The 24,479-nt window shown below is 75.2% G+C and carries 18 protein-coding genes and 1 pseudogene; 2 read left to right on the top strand and 17 right to left on the bottom strand.

Features of this window, described 5'->3' with window-relative positions; translation table 11 throughout:
- Positions 1-84: 84 nt before the first annotated feature.
- The 7 genes from KSNIM_RS20695 to KSNIM_RS20665 form a co-directional block, all read right to left on the bottom strand.
- Positions 85-1,680: an alpha/beta hydrolase gene (locus KSNIM_RS20695; RefSeq protein ID WP_263104685.1), complete on the bottom strand. Its 1,596-nt coding sequence runs from the start codon at positions 1,678-1,680 to the stop codon at positions 85-87.
- Between the two features lie 250 nt (positions 1,681-1,930).
- On the bottom strand, positions 1,931-3,073 hold the full coding sequence (locus KSNIM_RS20690) for a hypothetical protein (protein WP_263104684.1): 1,143 nt from the start codon (positions 3,071-3,073) through the stop codon (positions 1,931-1,933).
- A 224-nt stretch (positions 3,074-3,297) separates the two neighbouring features.
- Positions 3,298-4,515, bottom strand: a complete 1,218-nt coding sequence (locus tag KSNIM_RS20685) for a DNA polymerase III subunit delta' (protein WP_263104683.1) — start codon at positions 4,513-4,515, stop codon at positions 3,298-3,300.
- A gap of 54 nt (positions 4,516-4,569) precedes the next feature.
- A complete protein-coding gene (locus KSNIM_RS20680) occupies positions 4,570-5,859 on the bottom strand; it encodes an acyltransferase family protein (RefSeq protein ID WP_263104682.1) in 1,290 nt (429 codons plus the stop codon).
- A gap of 108 nt (positions 5,860-5,967) precedes the next feature.
- Positions 5,968-9,267 carry a dTMP kinase gene (gene tmk / locus KSNIM_RS20675; RefSeq protein ID WP_263104681.1) on the bottom strand — a complete coding sequence of 1,100 codons (3,300 nt, stop codon included), beginning with the start codon at positions 9,265-9,267 and terminating at the stop codon, positions 5,968-5,970.
- A 132-nt stretch (positions 9,268-9,399) separates the two neighbouring features.
- The gene (topA, locus tag KSNIM_RS20670; protein ID WP_263104680.1) at positions 9,400-12,276 is read right to left on the bottom strand and encodes a type I DNA topoisomerase; all 2,877 of its coding nucleotides are present in this window, start codon (positions 12,274-12,276) and stop codon (positions 9,400-9,402) included.
- Positions 12,277-12,768: 492 nt separating this feature from the next.
- Positions 12,769-13,287: a DUF3592 domain-containing protein gene (locus KSNIM_RS20665; protein WP_263104679.1), complete on the bottom strand. Its 519-nt coding sequence runs from the start codon at positions 13,285-13,287 to the stop codon at positions 12,769-12,771.
- Between the two features lie 513 nt (positions 13,288-13,800).
- Between KSNIM_RS20665 and KSNIM_RS20660 the strand changes: the two genes are divergently transcribed.
- Positions 13,801-14,436, top strand: coding sequence for a hypothetical protein (locus tag KSNIM_RS20660; protein WP_263104678.1), 636 nt, complete (start codon positions 13,801-13,803; stop codon positions 14,434-14,436).
- Between the two features lie 181 nt (positions 14,437-14,617).
- Here KSNIM_RS20660 and KSNIM_RS20655 read toward each other — a convergent pair whose 3' ends face one another.
- The 5 genes from KSNIM_RS20655 to bldG form a co-directional block, all read right to left on the bottom strand.
- Positions 14,618-16,153: a class I SAM-dependent methyltransferase gene (locus KSNIM_RS20655; RefSeq protein WP_263104677.1), complete on the bottom strand. Its 1,536-nt coding sequence runs from the start codon at positions 16,151-16,153 to the stop codon at positions 14,618-14,620.
- A 235-nt stretch (positions 16,154-16,388) separates the two neighbouring features.
- A complete protein-coding gene (locus KSNIM_RS20650) occupies positions 16,389-17,144 on the bottom strand; it encodes a hypothetical protein (RefSeq protein ID WP_263104676.1) in 756 nt (251 codons plus the stop codon).
- A 70-nt stretch (positions 17,145-17,214) separates the two neighbouring features.
- A complete protein-coding gene (locus KSNIM_RS20645; RefSeq protein ID WP_263104675.1) occupies positions 17,215-17,580 on the bottom strand; it encodes a cyclophilin-like family protein in 366 nt (121 codons plus the stop codon).
- A gap of 256 nt (positions 17,581-17,836) precedes the next feature.
- Entirely contained in the window at positions 17,837-18,256 is a 420-nt protein-coding gene (locus tag KSNIM_RS20640) for an ATP-binding protein (RefSeq protein WP_263104674.1), read from the bottom strand.
- 127 nt (positions 18,257-18,383) lie between these two features.
- Positions 18,384-18,725 carry an anti-sigma factor antagonist BldG gene (bldG, locus tag KSNIM_RS20635; protein ID WP_030272780.1) on the bottom strand — a complete coding sequence of 114 codons (342 nt, stop codon included), beginning with the start codon at positions 18,723-18,725 and terminating at the stop codon, positions 18,384-18,386.
- Positions 18,726-18,943: 218 nt separating this feature from the next.
- On the opposite strand from bldG, the gene KSNIM_RS20630 reads away from it, so the two are divergent.
- Positions 18,944-21,295, top strand: coding sequence for a DEAD/DEAH box helicase (locus KSNIM_RS20630; protein ID WP_263104673.1), 2,352 nt, complete (start codon positions 18,944-18,946; stop codon positions 21,293-21,295).
- Between the two features lie 141 nt (positions 21,296-21,436).
- Here the strand turns inward: KSNIM_RS20630 and KSNIM_RS20625 are convergent.
- The 5 genes and pseudogenes from KSNIM_RS20625 to KSNIM_RS20605 form a co-directional block, all read right to left on the bottom strand.
- Positions 21,437-21,826 (bottom strand): annotated as a pseudogene (locus KSNIM_RS20625) (Rv3654c family TadE-like protein); the annotation flags it as partial.
- On the bottom strand, positions 21,814-22,152 hold the full coding sequence (locus tag KSNIM_RS20620) for a TadE family type IV pilus minor pilin (RefSeq protein WP_317634040.1): 339 nt from the start codon (positions 22,150-22,152) through the stop codon (positions 21,814-21,816). The gene KSNIM_RS20620 and the pseudogene KSNIM_RS20625, both read right to left, overlap by 13 nt.
- A gap of 139 nt (positions 22,153-22,291) precedes the next feature.
- Positions 22,292-22,507: a DUF4244 domain-containing protein gene (locus KSNIM_RS20615; protein WP_263108038.1), complete on the bottom strand. Its 216-nt coding sequence runs from the start codon at positions 22,505-22,507 to the stop codon at positions 22,292-22,294.
- Positions 22,508-22,739: 232 nt separating this feature from the next.
- Positions 22,740-23,276 (bottom strand): type II secretion system F family protein, encoded by a 537-nt coding sequence (locus tag KSNIM_RS20610; RefSeq protein WP_263104672.1) that lies wholly within the window; start codon positions 23,274-23,276, stop codon positions 22,740-22,742.
- Between the two features lie 260 nt (positions 23,277-23,536).
- Positions 23,537-24,217 carry a type II secretion system F family protein gene (locus tag KSNIM_RS20605; RefSeq protein ID WP_263104671.1) on the bottom strand — a complete coding sequence of 227 codons (681 nt, stop codon included), beginning with the start codon at positions 24,215-24,217 and terminating at the stop codon, positions 23,537-23,539.
- Positions 24,218-24,479 lie beyond the last annotated feature (262 nt).

Genomic DNA, 24,479 nt, shown 5'->3' with positions numbered 1-24,479 from the left:
CACGTGGGGGCGCCCCATGCTATCCGCCAGCACCGTCAGCCAGGTACGGGTATTACCTGGTGGACAGGGCGTACGCCCGGGGCGCTACTTGGCGCAGCGGGTGCCGTCCGCCGGTGCCTCGCCGCCCAGCAGGTAGCGGTTGACCGCGCCGTCCACGCAGGTGTTGCGCCGCCCGTACGCGGTGTGGCCGTCGCCGTCGTAGGTGATCAGCCGGCCGGACTCCAGCTGGCCGGCCAGGGACTGCGCCCAGGCGTACGGGGTGGCCGGGTCGCGGGTGGTGCCGACGACGACGATCGGGGCGGACCCGGCGGCGCGGACGGTGTGCGGCTGTCCGGTCGGGCGGTCCGGCCAGTAGGTGCAGGAGAGCGCCATCCAGGCCATGTCGCGGCCGAAGTGCGGGGAGGCCGCAGCGAAGTCGGCCTCGGCGGCGCGGGCCTCCTCCGGGCCGGTGAACGGCGCGGGCAGGTCGAGGCAGTTGACGGCCATGTTGGCGGCCATCAGGTTGGGGTAGCTGCCGTCCTCGGCGCGTTCGTAGTACTCGTCGGAGAGAGCGAGCAGCGCGGTGCCGTCGCCGGCCACCGCGTCGGTGAGCGCGGTGCGCAGCTGCGGCCAGAGGAACTCGGCGTACATCGCCTGGATGACGCCGGTGGTGGCTTGGGCCTCGGTGAGCGGGCGGGTGGAGTCGGTCGGCAGCGGCTTGGCGTCGATCTGCCGGAACAGCGCGGTGAGCCGTTCGCCGACCTCCTTCTCGCTGTGGCCGAGCGGGCAGTCCTCGCGCTTGGCGCAGTCCTTGGCGAAGGCGGCCCAGGCGGTCTCGAAGCCGCCGGCCTGGGTGCGGTTGCCGGCCCTGGCGTCCAGCGACGGGTCCATCGCGCCGTCGAGCACCATCCGGCCGACCTTGCCCGGGAACAGGCCCGCGTAGGTCGCGCCGAGGAAGGTGCCGTAGCTCTTGCCCAGGTAGTGCAACTTGTCGTCGCCGACCAGGGCCCGCAGGACGTCCATGTCGCGGGCGGCCTCGACGGTGGAGACATGGCCGAGGACGTTCCCGGACTTCGCCTTGCAGGCCTCGGCGAACTCCTTGTCGGCGGCGATCAGGGCGTCGGTCTCGGCCTGGTCGTCGGGGGTGATGTCGGTGGCGGCGTAGGCGTCCATCCGCTCCCCCGAGAGGCAGCTGACGGGGGCGGAGCGGCCGACGCCGCGCGGGTCGAGGCCGACGAGGTCGTAGGCGGCGCGGACCTGCGGGTCGTAGCCGCGGGCGACGGCCTCCAGGTAGTCGACGGCGGAGCCGCCGGGTCCACCGGGGTTGAGCAGCAGGGAGCCGATCCGCTGGGCGCCGCCGGAGGCCTTCTTGCGCACGGCGGCGAGGGTGATGTCCCCGCCGGCGGGCCGGTCGTAGTCGAGCGGGACCTTGAACTGCGCGCATTCGAACTCGCCGTCGCAGGACTTCCAGTCGAGCTTCTGCGCGTAGTAGGCGGCCAGGGCGGCCGGGGTCTGCTCGGGCAGCGGCTGCAGCGGTGCGGCGTTCGCCGCGGCCCGGGAGGCACCCGCGGAGGCGCCGGACGTGCCGGTGTCGCTGGGCGCCGGCGAGCCTCCGGAGGAGCAGCCGGCCAGCAGCACGGCCGAGGCGGCTGCGGCAGCCAGGACGGCGGTCGCGGGGCGGTTCCGCCGGGTGGCTCGCATGGTGTGGGTCTCCCTCGGGCGCGGCACGGCGCGGAACGGCGGTGCGGTGCGCGGGCCGGTCCCGGGCTCGGCGGGGCACTCGCCGGGCCGCCCCCAGCGTATAGGTCGCCACCCGGGGCACCCCGGTGCCGACACCCTCCGGCGGGTTCCGGCCCGGCGGGCAGCGGGCGGCAACCGGGGTGGGAGGCGCTCATCGGCCAGTGGGCGACGGCCGGGTTCGGCCTGCCCTGTGCCGGCGACGGCGACGGGCTCAGCCGGCCCGGCCGAGGCTCTCGGCGAGGTACTGCACGGCGACCCGGACCAGCCGCAGGCGCTCCCGCTCGTGCGTGTAGTCCTGCACGATGTCGGAGACCCTGACGTCGGCGCGGGCGGCCGGGCCCTTGCCGCCGTGGAGCGCGGCCTGCAGCGCCCGGGCGTCACCGACGCCCGCGGTGTCGGCCTTGGCGGCGGCGAGCAGCAGCCGGCCGGCGGTGCCGGCGGGTGCCTCGGCGCAGGCCTCGGCGAGTGCGGCGGTGTCGTACCGCCCGGAGACCGCGGCGGCGGCGCCGTACAGGTCGGGGCGGGCCAGGCCGGCGGCGGCCGCGCAGGGTGCTCCGGCCTCGACGCCGAGCACGCCCCAGCTGTCCGGGCCGGCGGACATGGTGCGGAAGGCGGTGATCACCGCGGTGCGCAGCGCGGCGTCGTCGGCGACGGCCTGCGGGGCGGCGGCGACCAGCTCGCAGGGGTGCTCGGTGCCGCTGGGCGCCTCCGGGGCGACCACCACGAAGGGCCGGGAGCGGCCGAGCTTCACCGCGGAGGCGATGCCGTCGAAGAGGTCGGGCAGTTCGGCGTCGGCGGTCTTCCGGGGGGTGCCGGAGTGCAGGACGATCACCGGGAAGCGGGCCTGCTGGTCGGTGCGGTACTGCGCGGGCAGCCAGACCCGGACGGTGCGGGGCCGGCCGTCGGGGCCGGGGACGGCGCCCTCCATCAGCTCGCCCTCGGCCGGCTGCCCGATCGAGGTGAAGGCGGTGGCCGCGGGCGGCGCGGGGTGGGCGGCGGCGGAGGGGGGCTGTGCGGCGGCCGGCTGTGGTGCGGCGGACCCGGAGCTCGCTGCGGGACCGGGGGCCGCGGGGGGCCGGGAGGCCGACTCGGCCCCGCTGTGCTGCGACCGTCCCCAGGCGCCGGGTGCGCGGCCGGGCAGCACGGCGGCGGCGAGGACGGCGGCGCAGACCAGGCAGAACACGGCCGCGGCGGCGCGCAGCAGCAGCGGCCGCTGCTCGGCGGCGAGCCCGTAGGTGCGGGCGGAGCGGAGGTCGCGCCAGCCGGCGAGGGTGGAGCGGCCGAGCCGGAGTCCGGCCGCGGCGGCTGCGGCGGCCGCGAGCAGGGATACGACGACGAGGAGCGGACGGGGCATGGGCGCACCACCTCGGAGCGAGCACGGTCGCCGGACCACGGCTTTCGGACCGACCGTCCACAGGGTGCACAACGGGCCGCGCGGGTCGGCGGGGGCCGTGCGGGCGCCGTCCGACGTTCACTCGAACGAGCGAGGTGACATGCCGTCACCCGGAAGCCGCCGGGGCGCTCGGCGGCAGCGGACGCCGGGTCACCCGGCAGGCGCCGGTGGCCGGTCGGGGAGGTTCAGCCGGCCCGGAGGGCGAGCGTCATCGCCTCCACGGCGAGCAGCGGGTCGACGTTGCGGTCGAGCGCCTCGCGGCAGGCGAGGACGGCCTCGATACGGCGCAGGGTGGACTCGGCGGGCCCGGCGGCGGCGACCCGGTCGAGGGCCTGCCGGTGGTCCTCGTTGGCGAGCGGGCCGGCGGAGCCGAACTGCAGGGCGAGGACGTCCCGGTAGAAGCCGAGCAGGTCGAGCAGCGCGGTGTTGAGGGTCTCCCGGCGGGTGCGGGTAGCCCGGCTCTTCTGCCGCTTCTCCAGTTCCTTGACCGCCCCCGCCATGCCGCGCGGTGCCCGGCTGCCCTCGGCGGCACCGTACGCGGCCTTCAGGTCGTCGGTCTCCTTGGCGTCCTGGGTCTCGGCGAGGGCCTCGGCGTCGGCCTTCGCGGTGTCGACCAGCCGCTGCGCGGCGGCGAGGCAGCCGCCGACGTCGGCGACCTGCAGCGGAATGCGCAGCACCTCGGCCCGCCGGGCGCGCGCCTGCTCGTCGACGGCGAGGCGGCGGGAGCGGTCGATGTCGCCCTGGCCGGCGAGGGCGGCGGCGTGCGCGGGACCCGGGTCGACGCCGTCCCTGCGCACCAGCATGTCGGCGACGGCCTCGGCGGACGGCGTGCGCAGCACCAACAGCCGGCAGCGGGAGCGGATGGTGGGCAGCACGTCCTGGACGGAGGGCGCGCAGAGCAGCCAGACGGTCCGCGGCGAGGGCTCCTCGACGCCCTTGAGCAGGGCGTTGGCCGCGGCCTCGGTGAGCCGGTGGGCGGCGTCGACGAGGATCACCGACCAGCGGCCGCCGGTCGGATAGCTGGCAGCGCGCAGGACGAGGTCGCGCATGTCGCCGACGCCGATGGAGAGGCCGTCGGTGCGCACGTACTTCACGTCGGCGTGGCTGCCCGAGAGGACGGTGTGGCAGCCCTCGCAGAAGCCGCAGCCGGGCGTGCCGCCGAGTTCGAGGTCGGGGCTGGTGCACTGGAGGGCGGCGGCGAAGGCGCGGGCGGCGGTGGTCTGGCCGGCACCGGGCGGGCCGGTGAACAGCCAGGCGTGGGTCATCAGCGAGGCGTTGCCGCCGGGGTCGGCCGGTGCGCCCGCGGTGCGTCCGGCGGCGACGGTGGCCCGCGCCGCCCGGGCGGCCGCGGACAGCTGCTCGACCACCCGATCCTGGCCGACCAGGTCGTCCCACACGCTCACGCCGTACTCCCTGCCGTCCGCCCCGGCCGCCTGCCATCCGGGTCCGCCACGAGCCTAACGCCCGTCGCCGACACCGCGGGCGGCCGTCGGGGCGAGGGCACCGACCGGCTGCGCGTCCCGCCCGGCCGCCGCCGTGCGGGCGGGTTCCTCGGTCGTGGGGCACCCGGTGGACGGGCCCTGGGCCGACGGGCGATGTGCCGACGGGCGCGGGACGGGCGCCGGCACCCCGCGCACCTTCGCGAAGGAGGCCGCCAGGCGGGGCTTGAGCCAGCGGGCGGCGGGCCGCTCGACGAAGCGGTGCACCAGCCAGGATGCGACGGTCATCACCACCAGCAGCGCACCGACCAGCAGCCAGGGGTCGACCTTGCCCCCGAGGACGTCGATCACCTCCCAGCCGATGTACTCGTGCAGCAGGTACAGCGGGTAGGTGACGGCGCCGGCGGTGGCCAGCCAGCGCCACTGGACCGCACGGAACCAGTCCAGGGCGACGCCGGCCATCAGCAGGTAGAAGAGCGCGAGCAGGGCGACCACGCCCCACTCGGGCACCGGGTAACCGGCCTGGGCGGCGACGAAGCGGTAGGTGGGCAGCACGGACCGGCAGCCCGCCAGGAAGGTGAAGCCGACCAGCAGCCAGAGCAGCAGGTCCGGGCCGAACCGCCGGATCAGGTAGAAGGCCAGGCCCCCGATGAAGAACCAGCAGTACTCGGGCATCGCCAGCACCTGCAGCAGTTGCTCGCCGGGCGCGGCCATGGCGAGCACCCCGGCGGCGCACCAGAGCAGGCAGAAGGCGAGCACCCGGCGGTAGGTGAGGCCGAGCGCCACCACCACCGCGAAGATCAGGTAGAACCGGCCCTCGACCCAGAGACTCCAGTACACGCCGTCGACGTAGGGCGCCCCGAACGGGTACTCCATCATCGTCAGGTTGGTCAGTACGTCCCGGGTCGCCCGCGGGCGGCTGCCGCCCGGGACGGCCGCGAGCACCGCCGTGGTGAGCAGCACCGCGAACCAGTACGCCGGGAACAGCCGCACCACCCGGGAGCTCAGGAAGTCGGCGAGCGAGCGGCCCCAGCAGCTCAGGCAGATCACGAAGCCGCTGATCAGGAAGAACAGCTGGACGCCCATCCAGCCGTAGGCGGCGGGCCGGTAGAGCACCGGGAAGAGCTCCGCACGCGGCCGGCCCCAGTCGGAGCCGAACGCGACGTAGTGGTAGACGACGACCAGCAGGACGGCCAGGAAGCGCAGGCCGTCCAGTGCCAGCAGCCGGCCGGTGCCCGGTCTGCGCGCCGCTTCCGGGGCGGGGGCCTCGGCGGCGCGGACGGGCGGGGCGGCTGCGGCGACGGTCACGGGTACGGGCTTCCTCGGGTGGCTGCGGACGGGGAAAAGGGCACCGCAGTCTTTCAGACTGCGGTGCCCTTCCGTTGCGTCCCGCTGCCGGCCGGCGGCCGGCGGAGGCTAGTCGCGGCGGCGCTTGCGGCCCCAGCCGCGCCGCTCCGGGCCGTCCTCGCCGTCCTCCTCGGTCTCCCAGCGGGCCCACTCGTCGCGCGATCCCAGCAGGCTGTCGGTGAGGCTGGGGAGGTCGTCCATCGGCGTCTCCTCGGCCCAGGACGGACGCGGCCGGTCGACCGGGGTGAGCTCGCGGGTGGTCTCGGCGGGCGGCTCCTCGCGCCACAGGGCCGGCGGCACCCGGTCGGACCCGTCCGGATCGGCCTGCGGCAGCACGGCGGTCTCGCCCGCCTGCGGCAGCACCGCCGTCTCGTCCGCGAGCGGTGCCTTGCGGAAGTCGGCGCGCTCCGCCTTCGGCAGCACGGCGGTCTCGTCGGCCTTGGGCAGCACGGCCGTCTCGTCCGCCAGCGGTGCCTTGCGGAAGTCCGCGGGCTCCGCCTTCGGCAGCACGGCCGTCTCGTCGGCGGCCGGGACGGTCGGCAGGACGGCCGTCGCGTCGGCGGGGCCGGCCTGCTCGGCGGCCCGCACCGCCTTCCGACGCTCGACCTCGGGGATCTCCCGGGTGGTCTCGTCGTCCTCGTCGTCCTCGCCGTCCCGGGCGGGCGCGACCTGCGGAAGCTCCGCGGTCGCGGCGGCCGACGCGGCGGCGGTCTCCGCCGCCCGGCGCTCCTGCTCGGCGGCCTCGGCCTGCAGCCGGGCCTCCTCGGCGCGCTGCAGGGCCTCCTCCGCACGTCGGCGCTGTTCGGCGCGCTGCAGTTCGCGCTGGCGCTGGATCTCGGCCTGGGCGGCGGCCTCCGCCTCGCGGCGCTCGCGCTCGGCGGCTTCGGCCTTGAGCCGGGCCTCCTCGGCGGCACTGCGGCGGGCCTCCTCCTCGGCGCGTTCCCTGGCCTGCTCCTCGGCCCGCAGGCGCGCCTCCTCGGCGGCCTTGCGGGCCTCCTCGGCGGCGATCCGCTCGGCCTCCAGCTTGGCGAGGCGCTCCTTCTCGGCCTGTTCGGCGCGCAGCTCCTCCAGCAGGGCCTGCCGCTTGCGCTCGGCCTCCTCGGCCTCGGCCTTGAGCCGGGCCTCCTCGGCGGCGCGGCGCTCGGCGGCCTCCCGGGCGAGGCGCTCCTGCTCGGCGAGGGCGGCCTTCTCCTGCGTGGAGAGCGGCAGCTCGCGGTCGAGCCGGTGGCGGATCGCGGTGGTCACCTGGGCGGGCTGCTGCCCCGCGTCGACGACCAGGTAGCGGGCCGGGTCGGCGGCGGCGAGGGCGAGGAAGCCGGCCCGGACCCGGGCGTGGAACTCGGTCGGCTCGGACTCCAGCCGGTCGAGCGCCTCGGTGAACCGCTCGCGGGCGGCGGTCGGGTCGACGTCCAGCACCACGGTGAGGTCCGGGAGGAGGCCGCCGGTGGCCCAGCGGGAGATCCGGGCGATCTCGGTCGCGGCGAGGTCGCGGCCGGCGCCCTGGTACGCGATGGAGGAGTCCATGTACCGGTCGGTGATCACCACGGCGCCGCGGGCGAGCGCGGGCCGGATGACGCTCTCGACGTGCTCGGCGCGGTCGGCGGCGTAGATCAGCGCCTCGGCGCGGTGCGACAGGCCGGTGTTGCCGACGTCCAGGACGAGGCCGCGCAGCCGCTGGCCGACCGGGCTGCCGCCGGGCTCGCGGGTGAGCACCACCTCGTGGCCCTTGGCGCGGATCCACTCGGCGAGGGCCTGGGCCTGGGTGGACTTGCCGGCGCCGTCGCCGCCCTCCAGGGCGATGAAGAAGCCGGTGCCGGCGGTGCGGTGCGGGGCCGGGTCGGCGCCGCCGCGGACGGCCTGGAACAGCTCCTTGCTGAACGGCGCCACACCGCGGCGGTCGTCGGTGCGCAGCAGCACGACCGCGGCCAGCACCAGGGTGAGCAGGCCGGCCGTGGAGACGGCGAGCGCGGCGCCGTCGTGGATGAAGGTGAAGCTGCCGGGTTCGACCCGGCCGAGGGTGATCTCGCCGTAGGCGGCCGCGATCAGCGGGACGGCGATCAGCGCGCTGCCGACCACGGCCCGCAGCACCGCGTAGAGGTGCTCGGTGACCTTGGGCAGCCGGGCCTCCTCGACCTCCTGCGCGAGCAGGGTGCGGCCGACCGACACGGTCAGCCCGGCGGCGACGCCGGCCAGCACGGTGAGCAGCAGGACGAGGACGAAGTCCAGCACCAGGCCGGCCAGGATCAGTGCCACGCCCTCGACGAGCAGGGCGAGCGTGAGCAGGCGGCGGCGGGAGAACGAGGGCAGGGTGGCCCGGGTGAGCCGGACGCCGGCGGCCGGGGCGAGGCCCGCGGCGAGGACGACCAGGCCGTAGCCGATCGGGCCGGCGCGGTGCTCCAGCGCGGTCAGCAGGCCGAGCGAGGCGACGCCCGCCATCGAGGCGTAGGCCGCGGCGACGGCGAAGGTGAAGTACGGGGCGGAGCCGGTACGGCCCTTGCTCAGCGCCTTGCCGGGGGTGGCGTCGACAGGGGCTCGCAGGCCCTGCAGCGGGGAGTGCGGGGCGGCGGCGGGGCCGGCGGGCAGCTCCTGCAGGAAGACCAGCACGGCGGAGGCGGCGAACGTCAGGGCGGCGCCGACCGCGGCGGAGGTGACCTGGTGGGCGCGCAGCCAGTCCGGGCCGAGTGCGGCGAGGACGTTGTTGAGCAGGGTGAGGGCGACCAGGGCGGTGGCGCCGAGCGGCACGGTGGCCCAGCCGGTCCGGTCGTCCACGGTGCGGACGGCGTCCAGGGAGGCGGCGGAGGGCTTGCGGTGGTCGGGCGCGGCGTACGGGTCGGCGGCCGGCAGCAGGCCGGGGACGGCGGCTGCCTTGGCGACCGCCCAGATCCGCTCGGCGGCGCCGGTGGCGAAGACGGTGCCCAGCAGCACCCAGGTGGCGGCGCCCGGCGTCCAGGTCGACCACCAGGCGGCGATGCCGATCAGGACGGCGCGCACGACGTCCGCGCCGACCAGGACCCAGCGGCGGTCCAGCTTCTCGCCGAACAGCGTGTGCACCGGGCCGAGCAGGGCGGCCCCGAACAGCACGGTGGCGAGCATCCGCGCGGTGAAGACCGCGGCGACGGCGAGCGCCAGCGACCGGTAGCCGTCGCCGAACTGTCCGCCGGCCACGGCGGCGACCACCGTCAGCGGGACGAGGACGAGCAGCGACAGGCGGTCCGCGGTGCCGCTGACCAGCTGGGCCGTCCACAATCGCCGGTAGGGGCGGAGCCGGAGCAGCGACCGGGCCCGTTCGCCGGGTGTCCCGGCCGGCGGAACCTCCGGACGGTCGGGCGGGGCGGTGCTGGGACCGGCGGTCTGCTCCTCACTCGTCATACCGTCAGCGTAGCGGTCGGACGCTAGGGCCCATGGGGCGGACGGGGTTCCGGAAGCCGGTCATGACACGGTTGTGACGCACCGCGAGCCCGCACCCCCGAGGGTGCGGGCCCGCGTGACGGAGGGTGCGGCTCAGTCCTCGTCGGGGGTGGCGGCTGCGGCCTTCTTCGCCGCGGTCGCCTTGGTGGCCGTCTTCTTGGCGGTCGTCTTGGCGGCGGTGGTCTTGGCAGCCGTCGTCTTGGCGGCGGCCGTCTTCTTCGCGGCGGTCTTCTTGGTCGCCGTCTTCTTGGCCGCGGCCTTCTTCGCCGGCGCCTTCTTGGCCGCCTTCTTCACCGGCCCGCGGGCGCGCTTCTCGGCGAGCAGCTCGTAGCCGCGCTCGGGGGTGATCGTCTCGACCTCGTCGTCCTTGCGGAGCGTCGCATTGGTCTCGCCGTCGGTGACGTACGGGCCGAAGCGGCCGTCCTTGACGACCACCGGGCGCTCGCTGACCGGGTCGGTGCCGAGCTCCTTGAGCGGGGCGGCGGCGGCCGCGCGCCCGCGCTGCTTGGGCTGGGCGTAGATGGCCAGCGCCTCGTCCAGGGTGATGGTGAGCAGCTGGTCCTCGCTGGTCAGCGACCGGGAGTCGGTGCCGCGCTTGAGGTACGGGCCGTACCGGCCGTTCTGGGCGGTGATCTCGTTGCCCTCGGGGTCGGTGCCGACCACCCGGGGCAGCGAGAGCAGGCGCAGCGCGTCCTCGAGGGTGACGGTGTCCAGGGACATCGTCTTGAAGAGCGAGGCGGTACGCGGCTTCACCGCGTTCTTGCCCGTCTTCGGGGTGCCCTCGGGCAGCACCTCGGTGACGTACGGGCCGTAGCGGCCGTCCTTGGCGACCAGCGGGTTGCCGCTCTCGGGGTCGGTGCCGAGCGCGCGCTCGCCGCTGGGCTTGGCCAGCAGCTCCTCGGCGAGCTCGACGGTGAGCTCGTCCGGCGGCAGGTCGTCGGGGATGTCGGCGCGCTGGCCCTGCTCGCCCTCGACGGCGGAGGCCTTCTCGACGTACGGGCCGTAGCGGCCGACCCGCAGGGTGATCTCCTCGCTCAGCGGGAAGGAGCTGATCTCCCGGGCGTCGATCGCGCCGAGGTCAGTGACGAGCTCCTTCAGGCCGCCGAGGTGGTCGCCGTCGCCGTTGCCGGCCTCGGCGGCACCGCCCGCGGCGGCGCCCGCGCCCTCGCCGAAGTAGAAGCGCTTCAGCCACGGCACGGACTCGGCCTGGCCGGCCGCGATCCGGTCGAGGTCGTCCTCCATCTTGGCGGTGAAGTCGTAGTCGACGAGCCGGCCGAAGTGCTTCTCCAGCAGGTTCACCACGGCGAAGGAGAGGAAGGACGGGACGAGCGCCGTGCCCTTCTTGAAGACGTACTTGCGGTTGATGATCGTGTCGATGATCGAGGCGTAGGTGGAGGGACGGCCGATCTCGCGGTCCTCCAGCTCCTTCACCAGCGAGGCCTCGGTGTAGCGTGCCGGGGGCTTGGTGGCGTGGCCCTCCGGGGTGAGCCGGTCGGCGGCCAGCGGGTCGCCCTCGGCGACGTTGGGCAGCCGGCGCTCGCGGTCGTCGAGCTCGGCGTTGGGGTCGTCCGCGCCCTCCACGTAGGCCTTGAGGAAGCCGTGGAAGGTGATGATCTTGCCGGAGGCGGAGAACTCGGCGTCCCGGCCGTCGGCGGAGCGGCCGCCGACCCGGACGGTGACGGACTGGCCGACGGCGTCCTTCATCTGGGAGGCGACGGTGCGCATCCAGATCAGCTCGTACAGCCGGAAGTCGTCGCCGGACAGGCCGGTCTCGGCCGGGGTGCGGAAGCGGTCGCCGGACGGGCGGATCGCCTCGTGCGCCTCCTGGGCGTTCTTGACCTTGCTGGCGTAGACGCGCGGCGCGTCCGGCAGGTAGTCGGCGCCGTACAGCTGGGTGACCTGGGCGCGTGCGGCGGTGACCGCCGTCTCCGACAGCGTGGTGGAGTCGGTGCGCATGTAGGTGATGAAGCCGTTCTCGTACAGCTTCTGCGCGACCTGCATCGTCCGCTTCGCACCGAAGCCCAGCTTGCGGCTGGCCTCCTGCTGGAGCGTCGTGGTGCGGAACGGCGCGTACGGCGAGCGGCGGTAGGGCTTGGACTCGACACTGCGGACGGCGAACGCGGTCTGCTCCAGCGCGGCGGCCAGCGCCCGGGCGGCCTGCTCGTCGAGGTGCAGGGTGTTCGCGGCCACGGCGGCGTCGCGCAGCCGGCCGTCCGAACCGAAGTCGCGGCCGGTGGCGATCCGACGGCCGTCGACGGAGACCAGCCGGGCGCCGAAGTTCTCCGGGTTCGCGGCGTCGGCCGCGGTGCGGCCGGTCGAGAAGGTGCCGACCAGGTCCCAGTACGAGGCGGAGCGGAAGGCGATCCGCTCGCGCTCGCGCTCGACCACGAGCCGGGTGGCGACGGACTGCACGCGGCCCGCCGACAGCTTCGGCATGACCTTCTTCCACAGCACCGGCGAGACCTCGTAGCCGTAGAGGCGGTCGAGGATGCGGCGGGTCTCCTGGGCGTCGACCAGGCGCTGGTTGAGGTCGCGCGGGTTGCGCACCGCCTCCTGGATGGCGTCCTTGGTGATCTCGTGGAAGACCATGCGGTGCACCGGCACCTTGGGCTTCAGCACCTGCTGCAGGTGCCAGGCGATCGCCTCGCCCTCGCGGTCCTCATCGGTGGCGAGGAAGAGCTCGTCGGACTCCGCGAGCAGCGACTTGAGCTTGGTCACCTGCGACTTCTTGTCGGCGTTGACCACGTAGATGGGGGCGAAGTCGTGGTCGACGTCGACACCGAGCCGGCGCACCTCGCCCGTGTAGCGGTCCGGCACCTCGGCGGCTGTGCCGGGCAGGTCCCGGATGTGCCCGACGCTGGCCTCGACGATGTAGCCGGGGCCGAGGTAGCCCTTGATCGTCTTGGCCTTGGCCGGCGACTCGACAATGACGAGTCGCTTGCCGTGCGCGGTCTCGCTGCTCGGGGACACCTTCGCTCTTCTCTCCCGGTCGTTATCTGTGCTGGCGGCGCGGGCGGCGGGGGAGGCACTCCGCCCGTCCTTCCGCCGTCCGGGGCTGTCGCTGTGCGACGACCCCACCAGCGGAGTGTGACCGTACCCTGGCCACCCTTGTCAAACGGACGGTTCCCGCTTTTTCACCGGCAAGGCCGACCGACGCCACTCGAACGGTAACCCGACGACGAGGCCGCGCGCCCCATGGAGGGGGTCACCGGCCGACGAGGAGACCGGATCCGGACGTATCCCGGCCGACGGGCACGGGCCCGGACCCGCTGTGGACGAAGGGACCGGGCGCACCTTGCGATGTCTTCCGGGGCGGGCCGTCGGACGCGGTCCGCGGGTCCCCGGACGGGCCGCGTCCCTTCACGGCCGGCACCCCGGCCCGCTCCGGCTGCGGTTCGCTCCGGCGACGGTTCGCGCGGACGGTGGTCGCGTGGGCGGCGGTTCGCGTCGGGGGCGGTCGGCTCAGTGGGCGAGCAGCGAGGCGAACAGGCTGAGGCCGCCGGCCAGTGCGCCGGTGCCGAGCAGCGCCCAGAACACATCGGTGGCCAGCGTCGGCAGCAGGTCGGTACCGGCCAGGACGACCCGGCTCGGACGGCGCGCGTCGTACATGACCTGCACCAGCGCACCCGGCACCAGCCGGCCCGGCCGGCGGAGCGGGGTGCTGCCGCGGGGACGGGCCAGCACGGTCTCGGCTGCCCGGACGGCGCGGGCCCGGCCGGTCTCGGCCGCGCCGCGCACCGGCACGACCTCCACCTCCGGCAGCGCGGTGTAGGAGAGCAGCGGCGCACTGTCGAGCTCGCCGAAGGTGTCGCCGTACGGCTCGCCGTACGGATCTCCGTCCGCGACCACGCGGGCGGTCGCGGGTATGCCGTGACGGCGCAGATGGTGGCGAAGGCGCAACTCGGCGGCGCACCACAGCAGCAGTGCGCTGCCGAAGAAGGTCAGAACCGCACCTGCCGCGACCGCTGTCGGCGTCTCCACCGTCCCGCCCTCCCTGGCCTCAATCCACCGGCCCGGGCGCGCTGTCCCGAGCGCGCTCGTCCACAACCTGTGGACGGAGCCTGGCAGCCTGCGGACAACCCCGGACTGACGTTCGACGTACGACGGGGAACATCCCGGGGGCGGAGAGGTGAACGACGCTCTGTGGACGGCGCTTCGGCGGGGCGGCTCGGCCGGAGCGGTCCGGGTGGCCGCAGCCGGTCCGGGTGGCCCGCAGGTGCCGTAGGGGTCACGGTGGCCGCCGGGGCGCGGCGGGCCGACGCGTCGCGGGTGACCCGACGGGCGGGAGGGGTCGCGGTGGCCGCAAGGGGCGCGACGGGTCTGCGGAACGTCACGGGGAGGCCGCCCGCGTAACGGCTCGGCCCGGGCTGTCACAGCCCCGCTACGGCAGCACCCGTGCCGTCCGTGGACGGGGTACACCAGTAGCGGCACCACAGCGCAGCACCACACCACATCGGCCGGAGCCCGCCGGTCGCACTCGGGGGGAGAACCACCATGTCCGCACGCCGTCTGATCGCAACCGCCGCACTGCTGGGCGCGGCCACGCTCGCCCTCACCGCCTGCGACCCGAACGGCGCCGGCACGGACACCGCCGCCCCGGGCACCGGTGCCACGGCCTCCGCCGCTCCCTCGTCCTCCACCTCGTCCGAGCCGACCGCGAGCGCCACCCCGACGACCAGGGCCAGCAACCGGCCCAGCGGCAAGCCGTCGACCGGCCGCACCACCACCGCCAAGCCGTCCGGATCCGGCAAGCCGGCCGCCGACTGCACGGCCGCCGCCCAGCGCCCGGGGCACCGGGTCATCAACGTCACCGCCGCCACCGCGACCAAGGTCACCGCGACGCCCACCCGCTTCGTCTGCGGGCCCGACATCGACGACGACGGCTACTACGAGCCCACCGGCGCCGCCGGCTCCTTCTCGTTCGCCCCGGGCGCCACCGCGGAACTGTTCGCGATGAGCAGCACGATGGCGCCCAAGGCCGTCCCGCTGGCCGAGTTCGCCACCCACGCCGAGGACTGCGCCCACAACCGCGAGGTCCCCCAGCCCTACTCCTGCTACGGCGGCAACTACGACATCACGGTCGACTCCGCCGGCCGGATCACCAAGATCAGCGAGCTCTTCCACCCGTGACCGCGCCCGCCCGGGGCGGACGTCCCCGGGCCGACGTCCCCGGGCCGACGTCCCCGGACCGACACGCGAGGGCCGGTGCACGGAGGACGTTGCACGAGGGACGGCGCGGGCGGGACAGCCGGGGCGGGGCGGTCGACACGGAGTCGGCCGCCCCGCCCCGCCGGCTGGCGGCCACCGACCGTCAGGACACGACCGGTGCGACGAAGCCCTGCTCGGTGAGCATCCGCAGCGACTCCGGGACCCGGTCCCGCAGCACCACGCGCTCCTCCCCCAGCAGGTGGGCGATCGCATCGACGATGTCGCCCGCGGCGAGGCTGCCGTCGCAGGCGCCGACGAACCCGGCGCCGACCGTGTCCACCTTGGTCGCCCGCCGCATGCCGCGGTTGTGACGCAGGATCACGTGCTCCGGGTCCTCCGCGCCGGGCGCCCCGACCTGCTCCTGCACCACTTCCTCGGCGAGCACGTAGCGGGCCGCCAGCAGCGCCGCGTCGTCGTGCGCGCGGAGGAAGTCCTGGCGGGCGAACCACTCCTCGATGTGCGGGCCGAGCGGCTGCTCGACGGGGTGCGGCCACTCCTCGATCCGGACGGTCGGCTCGGCCGCACCGCTCGCCCGCAGGGTGATCCAGCCGAAGCCGACGCCCTCGACGCCCGCCGCCTCGAAGGCGTCCAGCCATTCGCCGTACCGCGCCCGGTAGTCGGCGCCCCGGCCGAGGTGGTCGCCGCCGTCGCGAAGCCACAGCTCGGCGTACTCGGCGATGTCCTGCACCTGCCGCTGCACCACCCAGGCGTCCAGGCCGGTACCGGCCACCCAGCCGGCCAACCGCTCGTGCCAGTCCTCGCCCTTGACGTGCTGCCAGTTCGCCAGCAGCTGGCAGTAGCCGCCCGGCTCCAGGTGCGCGGCGGCGCCGCGGACGATGCTGCGGCACAGGTCGTCACCGGCCATGCCGCCGTCCCGGTAGACGAAGCGGCTCCCCGGCGAGATCACGAACGGCGGGTTGGAGACGATCAGGTCGAACCGCTTGTCCGCGACCGGCTCGAACAGGCTGCCCTCGGCGGTCTCGGTGTTCTCGAAACCGGAGAGCGCCAGGGTGAGCCGGGCGAACTGCAGCGCCCGGGGATTGAGATCGGTGGCGGTGACGTGCTGGGCGTGACGGGCCGCGTGCAGGGCCTGCACGCCGGAACCGGTCCCCAGGTCCAGCGCGGACCGGGCGGGGCGCCGCACCGCCAGGTTGGCCAGTGTGGTGGAGGCGCCGCCCACGCCGAGCACCAGGTCCCGGCGGGCCACACCGCCGGCGCTGTCCCCGGCCCCGATTCCGCCGGCACCGCCCACCGCGCAGCCGAGGTCTGAGACGACCCAGGCGTCGGCGCTCGGCAGCCCGGCCACCTCGTTGGCGTACGGACGTACGTCGACGGTCGCCCGGACCCGGTCGCCGTCCTCGGTCAGCCAGCCGTCGGCCAGGCAGTCCTCGACGGAGAGGGCGGCCGCAGCGGCCGCGCGCGGGACGGGCTGCTGCAGCAGGAACAGCCGCACCAGCGTCTCCAGCGGGCTGCCGCCACGGGTCGCCCGCAGGGCGGGCACCGTCTCGCTGCGCGCGAGGGCGGCGTAGGCGGTGGGGCCGAGCAGGTCGAGGCAGCCGTCGGCCGTGTACTGGGCGGCGAGCAGCGCCTCACGGAGCCTGGCGAGGCGGACGGGATCGGGCGTAGGGCTGTTGGTCACCCCGCCATTGTCGCGCGGCCGCAAGGCGTGACGGGCAAGGCGTGACGGGCAAGGCGCGACGGGCAAGGCGCGACGGGCAAGGCGCGACGGGCAAGGCGCGACGGGCAAGGCGCGACGGCGCGCGGTGACGGGAGCAGCGACGGCGCCGGGCGGCGTCCGTGTGCGCCGTCACCCGTGACCGCGCCGCCGCTCCCCGGGCCCGGGTGACGGCGCGGACCCACCCGGGGCGTTCCGCTCAGCCGGCCGAGGCGCTCGGCGAGGCTGCGTCGGACGGCTGGGAGGACGTCCCCGCGGACGGCGCGGCGGCCGAGCCCGAGGCGCTGCCGGACGGCTTCCCGGAGGGCTTGGCGGAGGCCTTGCCGGACGGCGCGGCGGACGGCGTGCCCGTCCCGCCCGAGCCGGGCTGGTCGGCACCTGCCGATGCGGTGCCGCTGGCCACCGGGGCCGCCACGGCGTCCGCCTTGCAGCCGGGCTGGCGCTTCATCGCGTCGCCCGCCTCGCCGGTCTGCAGCCGGTTGAGCCCCTGCGTGGAGAGCTGGGCCAGCTGCTGGACCTGGTCGCCCACGCTGCGGAGGCCGTCCGCGAACTTCGCCTGGTCGCTGGTGGCCAGGGCGTCCAACTTCTTCTGGACGTCCAGGTAGCCCTGGGCGGCCTTGCGGAGCTCGTTCACGGCGTCCGTCCGGGCCGTCTCACCGTCCTCCGACTTCGGTGCCCCGGCCTTGTCGACGGCGTCCGCCAGCCCGGCGTTGGACTTGGCCAACTCGGCCAGGTCCGCCGACAGCCGCTTCTGCAACGCGATCGGCTCCTCGCCGGGCGTCACCTTGGCGGTGTCGGCGAGGGCGACCCGCGACTGGGCGATCGGGCTCCGCGCGGCGTCGCAGACGCTCTTCGCCCAGCCGTCGAGCTGCTTGGTGTTGTCGTCGCTGCACGCGACGGCGCCGAACGCGAGCAGCGCGCCGAGCGCGGGGACGGTCAGCAGTCGCTTGTTCACCGGGTGCCTTTCGGTCGCGGACGTCGATCTGCGAACCTACACGGCCGCCCGCCCCGCCCGCCGACGGCCCTTACGCCCGCTCGACCCGGGTCGCGTCCCCGTCACGGACCGTGCGGAGCACCGCGGGGTCCCCGTCCGGCGCCCCGAGCAGGTTGCACGGGCTCGCCAGGCGACACTCGCCGTCGTGCGAGATCGGGGTGGGGCCGAACGGCAGCGCCAGGCTGTCGCCGTCCGTCCAGAAAGCCACCGTGCCCGGGTCCACGACCTGGGCCGCGTCCGGCTCGCGCGGCGGGCTCAGGCCGGCGTCGAAGTAGACGTCGCCCCAGGTACAGGCGTTGGAATCGATCGGCAGCGCGGCCCAGAGTGCCTCCGAGGTGGGTGTCGCCTGGAGCTCGGCCGTCGCCTGCCCGCCCGGCCGGAGGATGCGTATGCGCATGGGGGTGTCACTCGTCCCGTCGGTCTCGAACCGAACCGGTCGCGCCAGGGGCAGGAAACAGCCACTTTCAACAATTTGTCAATGCGGGCTGAGGGGCCGGCCTGGCAGGCGCTGCGGGATCCGGGGACGGCGGAGCGGCCACACGGGGGCCTGGCGGCACGCCAGCAGCGGGATTCGAGGCGAAGGGCAGTATGAGCGGAGCCGCACACCGCCCGGCGGACGCTGTACGGCTGCGGGGTGGGAAACGGGCCGGGCGTCAGACGGCGACGGGCGCGGTGGAGACCGGCCAGCTCATCCTGATGAGGCCGCCCTCGCCACCGTTGGTGACCTCGACGTCCTCCACCAGGCCGGTGATCACGGCCAGGCCGAGGGCGTCCTCGCCGGGGTCGGCACTCGCGCCGGACACGGGGGAGGGAACGGAGCCGTCGCCGGCCTCGTCGGCGACCTCGATGAGGAAACGCTTCTCCTGCTCGATCAGTGCGACGCGGATCGCCCCGTGGGCGTCGCCGCGCTGGTGCAGGCCGACGGCCCGCGAGCATGCCTCTCCGACGGCCAGGCGGACCTCGTCGAGCACCGACTCGTCGACGCCGGCCCGTCTGGCCACGGCAGCTGCCACCAGCCGGGCCGTGCGCACGTGCTCGGGAAGCGCGCTGAATCGAAGTTCGACGGTTGCCATTCCTCCCCCTCCGGGGTTGCTCCCTGGTGGGCCGGAGCGTGCATGCACACCCCGGCGCGGGGCCGCCGCCGGCCCCGCCGGACCGGCGGGGCCGCAGCACGGCCCCGCCGGTGCGGGCAAAGACTGATCAGTCGGTGGACGCGACGGCGTCGTCCACCGAGTTGTGGATCGGGAAGACCTTGGTCAGGCCCGTGATCCGGAAGATCTTCAGAATGCGCTCCTGGTTGCAGACCAGGCGCAGCGAGCCCTCGTGTGCACGGACCCGCTTGAGCCCGCCCACCAGCACGCCGAGACCGGTGGAGTCGAGGAAGTCCACGCCCTCCATGTCGACGACGAGGTGGTAGTTGCCGTCGTTGACGAGCTCGACAAGCTGCTCGCGCAGCTTGGGGGCGGTGTACACATCGATCTCGCCGCCGACTTCGACGACCGTGCGATCGCCGACCGTACGGGTCGACAGGGACAGGTCCACGGAACCTCCAGCACCTTGCCTTGCTACGTCATTGCGATCCTCGGCCGGGCGGCCGCCACCGCGTGGTCGCAGGCCGGGCGAGGCAAGCCGCTGCTGACCAGCATCGGCGTGCGTCCCTCGGCCGTGCGGCCGTCACGGCCTCATTGAACCACCTGTGACCATGCCCGCACGATGGCTTGCGGCGATTCTCCGTCACGCCGGTGACACACTGGGTCCTCATGCCGCCCCGTCACACCGCGCCCGAAGCACTGCTGAAGACCCTGTCCACCAACCGGGGCCGGTCGGACCGCCTCACCCATACGGAGCACCTTCCCGCCCGCCCCGCCCGCCATTCCTCCTGGCCGGAAGGAATCCGTCCGGAAATCCGGGAGGCCGCCGGCGAACTGGGTGTGCGCGAGCCGTGGGCGCACCAGGCCGAGGCGATGGAACTGGCCCGGGCCGGGCGGAGCGTGGTGATCGCCACCGGCACCGCCTCGGGCAAGTCCCTGGGGTACCTGGCGCCCGTGCTGAGCGCGTTGCTCGACGGCACCGAGGCCCGCAACGGGCGCGGCGCCACCGCCCTCTACCTGGCACCGACCAAGGCGCTCGCGGCCGACCAGCGCAGGCGGGCTGCCGAACTGGTTCCGCCGCGGGTGCGGGTCGCGCTGTACGACGGCGACACCCCGCCCGAGGAACGCGAGTGGGTGCGGCAGTACGCCTCGTACGTGCTCACCAACCCGGACATGCTGCACCGGGGCATCCTGCCGGCGCACGCACGCTGGTCCTCCTTCCTCAAGGCACTGCGGTACGTGGTGGTTGACGAGTGCCACAGCTACCGCGGCGTGTTCGGCTCGCACGTCGCGCAGGTGCTGCGGCGGCTGCGGCGGCTCTGCGCCCGGTACGGGGCCGATCCGACGTTCGTGCTCGCCTCCGCCACCACCGCGGAGCCGGCCGTCACGGCCGAGCGGCTGACCGGGCTGCCCACGGTCGCCGTGACCGAGGACGCGTCGCCGCGCGGGCCGTTGGTGTTCGCGCTGTGGGAGCCGCCGCTGACCGAGCACGTGGGCGAGCAGGGCGCGCCCGTCCGCCGGACGGCGACCGCCGAGGCCGGCTATCTGCTCACCGACCTGGTGGAGTCCGGCACGCGCACGGTCGCCTTCGTCCGCTCCCGGCGGGCCGCCGAGCTGGTCGCCCTGCAGGCGCAGGACCTGCTGGGCAACCCGCTGGCCGGGCGGGTCGCGGCCTACCGGGGCGGCTATCTGGCCGAGGAACGTCGGGCGCTGGAGCGCGACCTGCACTCCGGACGCCTGCTCGGTCTCGCCTCCACCTCCGCCCTTGAGCTCGGCGTGGACGTCTCCGGTCTGGACGCCGTCCTGCTGGCCGGCTACCCGGGCACCCGGGCCTCGCTCTGGCAGCAGGCCGGACGGGCCGGACGGGAGGCGCAGGGCGCGCTGGCGGTGCTGATCGCCCGCGACGACCCGCTCGACACCTATCTGGTGCACCACCCGGAGGCGCTCTTCGCCAATCCGGTGGAGGCGACCGTGCTCGACCCGGACAACCCGCATGTCCTGGCTCCGCACCTGTGCGCCGCGGCGGCCGAACTGCCGATCACCGATGCCGACCTGGACCTCTTCGGGCCGTCCACCGCTCAGCTGCTGCCGGTGCTGGAGCGGCGGGGGCTGCTGCGCCGCCGCGCGGACGGCTCCTGGTACTGGACCCGGCGGGAGCGGGCCGCCGACGGGGTCGACCTGCGTGGCAGCGGCGGGAACCCCGTCCAGATCGTGGAGGCCTCCACCGGCCGACTTCTCGGCACGGTCGACGCGGCCGCCGCGCACACGACCGTGCACACCGGCGCCGTCCACCTCCACCAGGGGCGCACCTACCTGGTGCAGGACCTCGACCTGGAGACCTCGGTCGCCCTGGTGGAGGCGGCCGACCCGCCGTACACCACGGCTGCCCGCGACATCACGTCCATCTCCGTGCTGTCGACCGACAGGTCCGAGGAGTGGGGCGAGGCCCGGCTGAGCTTCGGTTCGGTCGAGGTGGTCAACCAGGTGGTGGGCTTCCTGCGCAAGCGCATCTCCACCGGCGAGATCCTCGGCGAGACCAAGCTCGACCTGCCACCGCGGACGCTGCGGACGCGGGCGGTGTGGTGGTCGGTGACGGAGGACCAGCTCTTCGACGCCGAGATCCCGTTCGACCAGCTGCCGGGCGCCGCGCACGCCGCCGAGCACGCTTCGATCGGTCTGCTCCCGTTGTTCGCCACCTGTGACCGGTGGGACATCGGCGGCGTCTCGGTGCCACTGCACCCGGACACCGGGCTGCCCACCGTGTTCGTCTACGACGGCCACTCCGGTGGGGCCGGCTTCGCCGAGCGCGGGTACACCAGGGCCCTGCAGTGGCTCACGGCCACCCGGGACGCCATCGCCGCGTGCGAATGCGAGCGCGGCTGCCCGTCCTGTGTGCAGTCCCCCAAGTGCGGCAACGGGAACGACCCGCTGGACAAGGCGGCTGCCGTCCGGCTGCTGGACGTGCTGCTCACGGGGGCGCCGACCACCGAGGGCGGCCAGCACGGGGCGATACCGCGGTAGGGGCGGCTGTCGCCGTCGTCGGTCGACCGGGGTGGGCGGTTCCGCCCGGACAGCCGCGGCCCGTGCGGGCCCGCTCGCGTCGTCCGTGCCGTCGACGGAGGCGTCCCCGGCGGCAGCCGGCGCCCAGACCGGGCCGGCTCGGGCGCGTGCCCGGGCAGGGCCTGCCGGTAAGGGCAGGTGACTGGTCGCCACCTCCACCACCACCTCGACGGCGTCCTCCTCCGGCAGAGGGGCGCAGGAGACCAGATCGGCGCCGTGAGCAGCGGCGATCCCGGCCGCGCGAGCGCAGCCTGCGTCGGGGTCGACCAGCAGGCGCTCGGCAGCCGCCAGCGCTGCGAGATCGGCAGCGGACTCCGCACGGTGCCGGGCCGCGACGGCCGATCCCACCGCGAGCACGACCGCGAACACCGCGCAGCCGAGCATGCCCATCGCGAGCAGCCACACGGTCGCGGAGCCCGCGTCGCCGGTCGGTGCGGGCGACAGCTCGTGCGGATGGTCGGGCGTGGCAGGTCGTGTCCTCAGGGCGGCCATGGTGAGCCGCCCTCCGCCCCGCTCGGGGCGTCCTCGCGGGCCGCGACAGCTGAGGCTCCCAGCCGGACCGACAATGCCGCGCCGATCCGGCCGGGTGCCGGGAAGGGGGCCTCGACCGTGACCCGCACAGTGGCGTCGTCCTGGGCGATCTCGACGGATGCACCGGGCGGGGCGGCCGCGCGAGCCGCCGCCACCGCGTCCGTGTCTCCGCGTGCTGCGGCCCGGGCCGCGATCCTGGCGGCGTCCACGCAACGGATCTGGCCTGCGGCTGCGATGACGCCCCAGATCAGCATGGCCGCGAGCAGCACCATGGCCGGCATCGCCACCGCCGTCTCCGCGGTGGCCGTCCCCGCGTCGTACGGCCTGCCGTTCCAGCCGCCTCCGATCGGCCGCCGCCGACCCGGATGCCGTGGGTCTCCCGGACGCCGTGGGTCTGGTGGACGCCGTGGGTCTGGTGGACGGCGGTCAGACCGCATGGAGGGCCCTGTCGAGCAGTTCCCCGAGCGCCCCGGAGACCGTCCCGCTCGTCACCACGCGGTAGAGGATCGCGGCGAAGGCGCATGCCGCCACCGTGCCGATGGCGTATTCCGCCGTCGTCATGCCGGCGTCCGGCGGGCCGATCGTTGCCCCGCGGATCCGCCGGGCGAGACGTCGGGCGAGACGGGCACGGACCACGGCCATGCGGTGGAGCCCGAGTCGGCGGCGTACCCGGAAGGCGACCGGCGGAGCGACGGAGGTCGGTACGGGGCCGGGGACGAGGGCCGCCGCCGGGGCAGCGGGGTCGGGGGCCGCCACGGTGGTGTCGGTGGTCGGGGACGGGAGGTCGGTGAGACGGACGGTGGGCTGGAACATCGCAGACTCCTTCGGGCAGATCCGTGATTCGAGTCGGGAGGCGATCCGGGTGGGCGGGACGTCAGATCCGGTGGGCGTAGAGCGTGGCGAGGCCCATGACGACGGGCGCAACACCGATCAGGACGAAGGCGGGGAGGAAGCAGAGCCCGAGTGGGGCGGTGGCGAGCACACCCGCGCGCCGGACCCTGGCGTGGGCGGCCCGGGCTGCCGCCGCCCGCTGTGTCTGGGCGAGGCTGCTCAGCGCTGCCATCGGCGGCGTGCCACTGCGGCTGGTCCTGATCAGACAGCGTGCCAGCGGCGCCAGCACAGGGCTGGAAGAGCCGAGTTGCTCCCAGCAGACCTCCGGCGGGGCGCCCAGCGCGAGCTGGGCGGCAGCCGCCGTCAGCCGGTCACGCATCGGGGAGTCCACGCCGGCGGCCACCGCAGCGGCCGCCCGGCCTGGCGCGGAGGCCGAGCCGAGACAGGCGGCCAGCAGCTCTGCGGTGAGGGGCACTTGGCGCAGCAGGCGCTCCTCCTCGGCCACTGCGCGCCGTGCGGCGGCCGACAGGGGCCGGGGCAGCCAGCGGTAGGCGGCCGCGGCCGCCACTGCCCCGGCCACCAGGCCCACCGCCCCGCCGGTGGCAGCAGCGGTGGCGAGGCCGACCGCCAGTGGCGCGCACCAGGCTCGGGCAGGCAGGCTGCGCAGCGGCCGTCGCGTCCGACGGGGGCGACGGGGGCGGCGAGCGTGTCGCCGGGGGCAGGCGGGCCGGAGGTCGGGCAGACAGCCGCGGAGGCGCCGTCTGAGCTCGCGCCGCCGCACCGGCCCGGGCAGGACTGCCAGGACACCGAGGAGGGCTGACAGTGCGACAGTCAGGGCGGTCACCCGGCCACCCCACCCCTCGCGGTACGGGGGCGCAGCTGTTCCGGGCCTCCGAGGCGGTCCGCACGGCGGCGGGAGATCCCGCAGGCCGGCCGCCCCGTTCTCGGCCTGCCGTCCTCGCCCGCCGTCCGGGCCGGGTCGACCGGGGGAGCGTCCTCGGCGGACCTGACGATCCGGGCCGTCCACAGCAGGCCTGCGGTCTCCAGTGCGGCACCGGCGGCGAGGCAGACCAGGCCAGCCGGTGTGTGGAGCAGCGTCGGCAGTGGGTGAGCACCGAGGGCCGTACCGAGCAGGAGACCGAAAACGGGGAGCACGGCAAGCAGCGCGACCGTCGCGCGGGAGCCGGCCAGCTCACCGGCCACCTCCTCGGCGAGGGCGCGTTCGGCACGCAGGGCGTCGACGAGCTGATCGAGGCCCGCCAGCAGCCCGGTGCCGCTCTCGGCGCTCACCTGCCAGCAGGCGGCGACGGCTGCGGCCCCGCAGCCGCCCGGCAGTTCGGCGACCAGACGGAGGGCGGTCGGGACGTCTGCGCCGTAGCGGGCCGCCGCGAGTCGGGCGGACGGTTCGGCGCCGAGGTCGTCCCGGAGTGCTCGCCCGCGGCCGATGACGGTCTGCAGGGCGTACTCGGCGGTGGCACCGCTGCGGAGCTCGCCGACCAGACAGGTACACAGCTCGATCACGGCCGCCGAGCGACGCCGCGCCTCCTCTACCGTCCGGCGTCGGGCACGCAGTCGCCGCAGCGGCAGGATGCCGGCGGCCGCCGCCGTGAACGGGACCGGAGAGTGGGTGGCATGGCCGGCAGCGATCCCGATGGGCAACAGGACCAGCTCGGGGACCAGCCACCGGGGCCGGCGTCCGCTCGCTGCCGCACGCCGGACGAGCTCATGGAGGGCCGTGCCTCTCCGACGGGCACGTTCCTCACCCTGGGCGTCGAGCAGCCTC

Origin of the sequence: Kitasatospora sp. DSM 101779, assembly GCF_025655475.1 — a bacterium.
GTDB lineage: Bacteria > Actinomycetota > Actinomycetes > Streptomycetales > Streptomycetaceae > Kitasatospora.
Note: the sequence above shows the minus strand (reverse complement) of the source record. Positions and strands in the feature narration are given on the sequence as shown.

Bases quoted from the DNA above. Each gene is read 5' to 3' on its own strand.
- KSNIM_RS20695 (WP_263104685.1), bottom strand. From the start codon at position 1,680: ATGCGAGCCACCCGGCGGAACCGCCCCGCGACCGCCGTCCTGGCTGCC.
- KSNIM_RS20690 (WP_263104684.1), bottom strand. From the start codon at position 3,073: ATGCCCCGTCCGCTCCTCGTCGTCGTATCCCTGCTCGCGGCCGCCGCA.
- tmk (WP_263104681.1), bottom strand. From the start codon at position 9,267: ATGACGAGTGAGGAGCAGACCGCCGGTCCCAGCACCGCCCCGCCCGAC.
- KSNIM_RS20660 (WP_263104678.1), top strand. From the start codon at position 13,801: ATGTCCGCACGCCGTCTGATCGCAACCGCCGCACTGCTGGGCGCGGCC.
- KSNIM_RS20645 (WP_263104675.1), bottom strand. From the start codon at position 17,580: ATGCGCATACGCATCCTCCGGCCGGGCGGGCAGGCGACGGCCGAGCTC.
- KSNIM_RS20640 (WP_263104674.1), bottom strand. From the start codon at position 18,256: ATGGCAACCGTCGAACTTCGATTCAGCGCGCTTCCCGAGCACGTGCGC.
- KSNIM_RS20630 (WP_263104673.1), top strand. From the start codon at position 18,944: ATGCCGCCCCGTCACACCGCGCCCGAAGCACTGCTGAAGACCCTGTCC.
- KSNIM_RS20615 (WP_263108038.1), bottom strand. From the start codon at position 22,507: ATGGCCGTGGTCCGTGCCCGTCTCGCCCGACGTCTCGCCCGGCGGATC.